The organism is Micrococcus sp. LASM2_SD2 (assembly GCF_057364565.1).
Map to the genome: position 1 here is coordinate 1 of NZ_JBNFOB010000156.1, position 5,632 is coordinate 5,632.

The 5,632-nt window shown below is 75.3% G+C and carries 2 protein-coding genes; both read right to left on the minus strand.

Annotated elements, in window-relative coordinates:
* Positions 1 to 146: 146 nt before the first annotated feature.
* Positions 147 to 1,487, minus strand: a complete 1,341-nt coding sequence (locus AC2W7A_RS08680; protein WP_485991009.1) for a M1 family metallopeptidase — start codon at positions 1,485 to 1,487, stop codon at positions 147 to 149.
* A complete protein-coding gene (locus tag AC2W7A_RS08685; RefSeq protein ID WP_485991010.1) occupies positions 1,484 to 5,494 on the minus strand; it encodes a Pls/PosA family non-ribosomal peptide synthetase in 4,011 nt (1,336 codons plus the stop codon). Before AC2W7A_RS08685 ends, AC2W7A_RS08680 begins: the two co-directional genes overlap by 4 nt.
* Positions 5,495 to 5,632: the final 138 nt, after the last annotated feature.

The window sequence follows — 5,632 nt, forward strand, 5'->3', positions numbered from 1 at the left end:
CCGGGGCTCGGTCCGCGGCACGCTGGTCTGGCCCCGCGGGCCAGGTGACGTCCGCCTGTCCGGTGCTGGCCGTCGTCGTCGACGCCGCGTGAGGGCCGGGGGCGTCTCAGGAACGCTGCCCGGTTTTGGGGGCGGCCAGGCCGGTCTCAGCCCGGGAACGCCGGCAGCGGGGTCCGCACGGTCCAGGCGTCGAAGAGCTGCTCCACGGCGGTGGCCGAGACGCCGGCGGCCGGGGCCCACGAGTGCACGTGGGCGCGGAACATGGCCGTGTCCACGGTGCCGAAGCGGTGCTCGGCCACCCAGCCGCGGACCATGCGTCCGAACACGTCGGCGCCGAGCAGCCGCTGCAGGGCCACCACGGTGAGGGCCCCGCGCTTGTAGAGGCGGTCGTCGAACATGTCCCTCGGCCCCGGATCGCACAGCACCAGGTCCTCGTCCTGGCCCGCCAGCCCTTCCCACGCGAGGCGGGCCTGCTCCTGCACGGATTCGCGGCCGGAGGCCTCGGACCACAGCCACTCGCTGTAGCAGGCGAAGCCCTCATGCAGCCACAGGTCCGACCAACGGCCCAGGGTCACGGCGTTGCCGAACCACTGGTGGGACAGCTCGTGGGCGATCAGCCGCTCGTCCTCCCACGTGCCGGAGAGGTGGTTGGTGCCGAACAGGGAGAGGCCGGCGCACTCGAGCGGGATCTCCAGGTCGTCCTCGGCCACCACCGCGGTGTACGCGTCGAAGGGGTAGGGCCCGTAGGCGTCCTGGAACACCTGGGCCATCGTGTGCTGGGAGCCGAGCGTGGTCAGCGCCCGCTGCTGTGTCTGGGGGGTCACGGCCAGCATGATCGGCGGGCCGGAGAGGCGTCCGGGCAGCTCCACGAGCCGGTAGCGGCCGATCTGCAGGGTGAGCAGGTAGGCGGGCACGGGTTCCTCCAGCACCCACCGCCAGGTGGTCCTGGATCCGGACTGCCTCACCTGTGCGCCGGTGCCGTTGGACACGGGCAGGTAGCCCGCGTCGCAGGTGACCGTGATGTCCGCGCGTATGCGGTTGTCCGGGGAGTCCACGCACGGGAACCAGGTGGAGGCGCCGTGCGGCTGGCCGGCCACGAGCACGCCGTCGGTGAGCTCCTCCCAGCCGACCGTCCCCCAGGGGCTGCGGCGCGGCTTCGGTGTGCCGCGGTAGTCCACGGTCAGCTCGAGCTCGGTGCCCTCGGACAGGGACTCGCCGAGCTCCACGACCACGCGATGGGGGCTGCGCCGCGGCTGGGAGGCCCTGGCCCCCTTCAGGGGGCGGAGCTCGGCCCGGGCCGTCACCCCGGTGACGGTCAGCCGGTGCAGGTCCAGCTCCACCCGGGAGGCCTGGGCGAGGAGGCGGCCGTGAAGCACCGCGGTGCCGATGACCCGGTTGGCGGCGAGGCGGACGTCCAGGTCGAGGCGCAGGGCGTCCACGGCCAGCACGTCCGAGCCGACGGCGGGGAGGTAGGGGTCGGTGCTCATGAGGCCTTTCGGGGACGGGCGTCGGGAGAGAGCCACGCGGCGCGGGAGGCGCGCGGGGCCGGGTCGGACCAGGGTGCCACAGGATTGCCGATCCACCAGGTGCCGGCGGGCAGCTCCTCGCCGCGCATGACGAGGGAGCCGGCGCCCACGGTGGTGCCGGAGCCCAGCCGGGCGGCGGGCAGGACCACGGAGTTCGGGCCCAGGGTGGCGCCGGCGGCCAGCTCCACGGCGTCGAGGGACATGACGCGGTCGTGGAACAGGTGGGTCTGCACCACGCAGCCGCGGTTGACGGTGGCGCCGTCGCCGAGGGAGACGAGGTCCGCCTCGGGCAGCCAGTAGGACTCCACCCAGCAGCCGTGGCCGATCCGTGCGCCCATGGCCCGCAGGAACCAGACCATGGCGGGGGTGCCGGCGGCGGCCCGGGCGAACCAGGGGGCGGCCAGGTACTCGGTGAAGGTGTCCGCCACCTCGTTGCGCCAGATGAAGCCGGACCAGAGCGGATGCTCGCCCGCGGCGATGCGCCCCACGAACACCTTCTTCGCGAGCACGGTGACCGCGGCCGCCGCCGCACCGGCGGCCAGCAGCACCAGTCCGCCGGCCAGGGCGGTCAGCCACCAGCCGGGCACGGCGAGCAGGGCCAGCGCCCCGCCCACGGCCAGGTGCAGCACGGTGTGCAGCCACACGGGGATCGAGCGCAGCAGCTCCCAGCCGGTGCGGGCGCGGCGCAGGCGGGCCGGCGGGTCATAGGTCAGGGACCTGTCCGCCTCGACCTCCGTGCGGCGCAGGCGGACCGGCGGCGAGCCCATCCAGGAGGCGCCGGCCTTGGTCTTGGCCGGGGTGGTGGACAGCACGGCCACGAGCGAGTCGCGGCGCAGGGTGCGGCCGGCCTGGACCATGCCGGAGTTGCCGACGAAGGAGCGTTTGCCCACCTTGGCGCGGGCCACGTGCATCCAGCCGTCCTGCAGCTCATAGGAGGAGAGCATCGTGTCGTCCGCCAGGAAGGCGCCGTCGCCGACGCGGGTCATGCAGGGCAGCAGGACGACGGTGGAGGCCTCCACGCCCCGGCCGACCTCGGCGCCCAGCCAGCGCAGCCAGGTGGGGGTGAACCGGGAGGCATAGATGGGGAAGAGCTGGTCGCGGGCGGCGTCCAGCAGGCGCTCGGTGGCCCAGATCTGCCAGCCCACGCGGGAGCGGGCGGGATGGTAGCCCTCGGTGATGCCGATCGAGAGCAGCCGGGTGGCCGCCAGCACCAGCAGCATGTGGGTGCCGAACCAGACGGCCGCCAGCAGGGGGCTGACGGCCAGCAGGCGGCCCAGGACCGCGACGACGGCCCCCGCCGGGCTCTGCGCGGTCACCTCGGTGCCCCACCAGGTGAGGGACCACAGGCCGACGGCGCCGGCGACGGCGGCGGCCACGAGGGGAAGGGCGGCCAGCACGGAGGAGGACAGGGTGGACATCAGACGGAACCCGGTGGCCCGGGGCGGGGCGACGTTGGGGCCGGTGCCCTTGACCTTGCCGACCCGCACGGCGGGGGAGCCGGCGTGGATGCGCTGCCCGCGCAGCTTCCCGACCAACGTGGAGCCGGGCTCGACATGGGCGCCGTCGCCGACGTGGGCGCCGGGCAGCAGGGTGGACCGGGCCCCGACGACGGCACCGGCGCCGACCTTCACGGTGCCGATGTGCACGCGGTCGCCGTCGACCCAGTATCCGGAGAGGTCGACCTCCGGCTCGATGGAGGCGCCCTCCCCGATCTCGAGCAGACCGGTCACCGGGGGCACGGTGTGCAGGTCCACGTCCTTGCCGATCTTCGCGCCGAGCACGCGCGCGAAGGTCGGCACCCACATGGCGCCGGCCAGGGAGTAGGGGTCCACGAGGTCCACCACGTGCTGGGCGAGCCAGAGGCGCAGGTGCGCGCGTCCGCCGCGCGGGTGCACCCCGGGCTTCACGCGGCGAGCAGCAGGCGGCCGCGAGGGCGCCAGTGCCATGCGGCCGGGCGGGGTGACCACCAGCAGCCACGCCGCCGCGAGCACCCACCAGTCCACGGTGGGCACGGCCGGGGCCAGCCCGGTGACGGCCAGGACGTTGAGCACCAGGGCGGTCCACACGGCCGCGCGCAGGGCTGGGAGGATGAACACGGGCACGCCCACCAGCGTCTGCGCCCACTGGGCCCTCCGTCGGGTGCGGGCGACATGCCGGTCCTCGGCGGGGTTCGCCGCGGCGGCCCCGGCGAGGGACTCCACGAGGGCGCCGATCCGGGGATGGGCGTAGACGTCCTGGACGGTGACCTGCGGGTAGCGGGCGCGCAGGCGGGCCACCAGCTGGGCGGCGGCCAGGGAGCCGCCGCCGGCGGCGAAGAAGTCGGTCTTGGGCCCGCGCGGGGCGGTGCCCAGCACGTCCGCCCACTGGCGCTCGATCCAGCCCGCGTCGGTGGACTCGTCGATCGGCGGGGCGTCGTCGTCCGGCTCGGCGCCGGGCAGGGGCCAGGGCAGGGCGTTGCGGTCCACCTTGCCGGAGGTCTTCGTCGGCAGGGTGTCCGTGAGCGCCAGCCGGGGGACGAGCGCCGCCGGCAGCTCCTCGGCCAGGCGCTGGCGGGCGGCCTCCAGGTCGAGGTCCTCCGGCGCCCCGACGGGCACGAGGTAGCCGACCAGGATCTGATGTCCGGCCGGAGTGGTCTGCACGGCGGCGGCACCGCCCTGGACGCCGGGCAGGGACTGCAGGGCCGCGTCGACCTCGCCCAGCTCGATGCGGCGGCCGCCGAGCTTCACCTGGTCGTCCGCGCGGCCGACGAAGAGCAGGCCGGCCGGGTCGAACACCACGAGGTCCCCGGAGCGGTAGGCGCGCTCCCAGCCGAGGGTGTCCATGGGGGCGTACTTCTCGGCGTCCTTGGCCGGGTCCAGGTAGCGGGCCAGGCCGACGCCTCCGATGATCAGCTCGCCGGTCTCGCCCTCGGCCACGGGGACTCCGGTGGCGGGGTCGACGACGGCCAGGTCCCAGCCGTCCAGGGGCAGGCCGATGCGGACGGGGCCCTCGCCGGTCATCTCGGCGGCGCAGGCCACCACGGTCGCCTCGGTGGGGCCGTAGGTGTTCCAGACCTGTCGGCCCTCCTCGGCCAGGCGGGCGGCGAGCTCGGGCGGGCAGGCCTCGCCGCCGAAGATCAGCAGGCGGACGTTCGCCATCGCCTCGGAGGGCCACATCGCGGCCAGGGTCGGCACGGTGGAGACCGCCGTTATGCGCCGCTCGGCCAGCCAGGGGCCGAGGTCCATGCCCGAACGGACCAGCGCACGCGGCGCGGGGACCAGGCAGGCGCCGTGCCGCCAGGCCAGCCACATCTCCTCGCAGGAGGCGTCGAAGGCCACGGAGAGCCCGGCGAGCACACGGTCGCCGGGACCCAGCGGGTCGTCCACCAGGAAGAGGTTCGCCTCGGCGTCCACGAACGCCGCGGCGTTCCGGTGCGTGACCGCCACCCCCTTGGGGGTGCCGGTGGAGCCGGAGGTGAAGATGATCCAGGCGTCGTCCTCCGGGTCCGGACGGCGGGCACCCGGGTGCGCGGCCGTCGTCGTGGTCTCCCCGTCCGCGCCGATCGCCGTGACGGGCTCCGGGGCGGGGGTGCCCTCGGGCAGGGCCAGCGTGTGCTCGTCGGTGAGCACGCCGGACACCTGGGCCTCGCCGAAGACGAGGCGGGCGCGCTCGTCCGGGTCGTCCGCGTCCACGGGGACGTAGGCGCAGCCGGCGGCGAGCACGCCAAGGATGGCCACGTACAGGTCCGCGGTGCCGGAGGGGGATGCGGACGCCGATGCGCTCGCCGGCGCCGACGCCGGCGCGGCGAGGCGGTCGGCGCAGGCCTCGGCGCGCTCGACCAGGTCGGTGTACTCGAGGACCTGGACGCCGTCGTCGAGGGCGGGGGCGTCGGGGTGTTCGGCGGCGGTGGCGGTCAGGACGTCCCACAGGGTCCGCGGCGCGGGTGCGCGGTCTCCTCCGGGCAGCTGGGGTCGGTGCGGTGCGGTCACCGGTTCCTCCGTCGGGTGAGAGGGCCTGGGCATGCGGTCACGCGCGGGCACGGCGTGGATCGCCGTCCTGCATCCTAAGTCCCGGGACACGGCCGGCCGCGGAAGGCGCACCCCGACCCTGGCCGGGGCGGCGAGTCG

Bases quoted from the DNA above. Each gene is read 5' to 3' on its own strand.
- AC2W7A_RS08680 (WP_485991009.1), bottom strand. From the start codon at position 1,487: ATGAGCACCGACCCCTACCTCCCCGCCGTCGGCTCGGACGTGCTGGCC.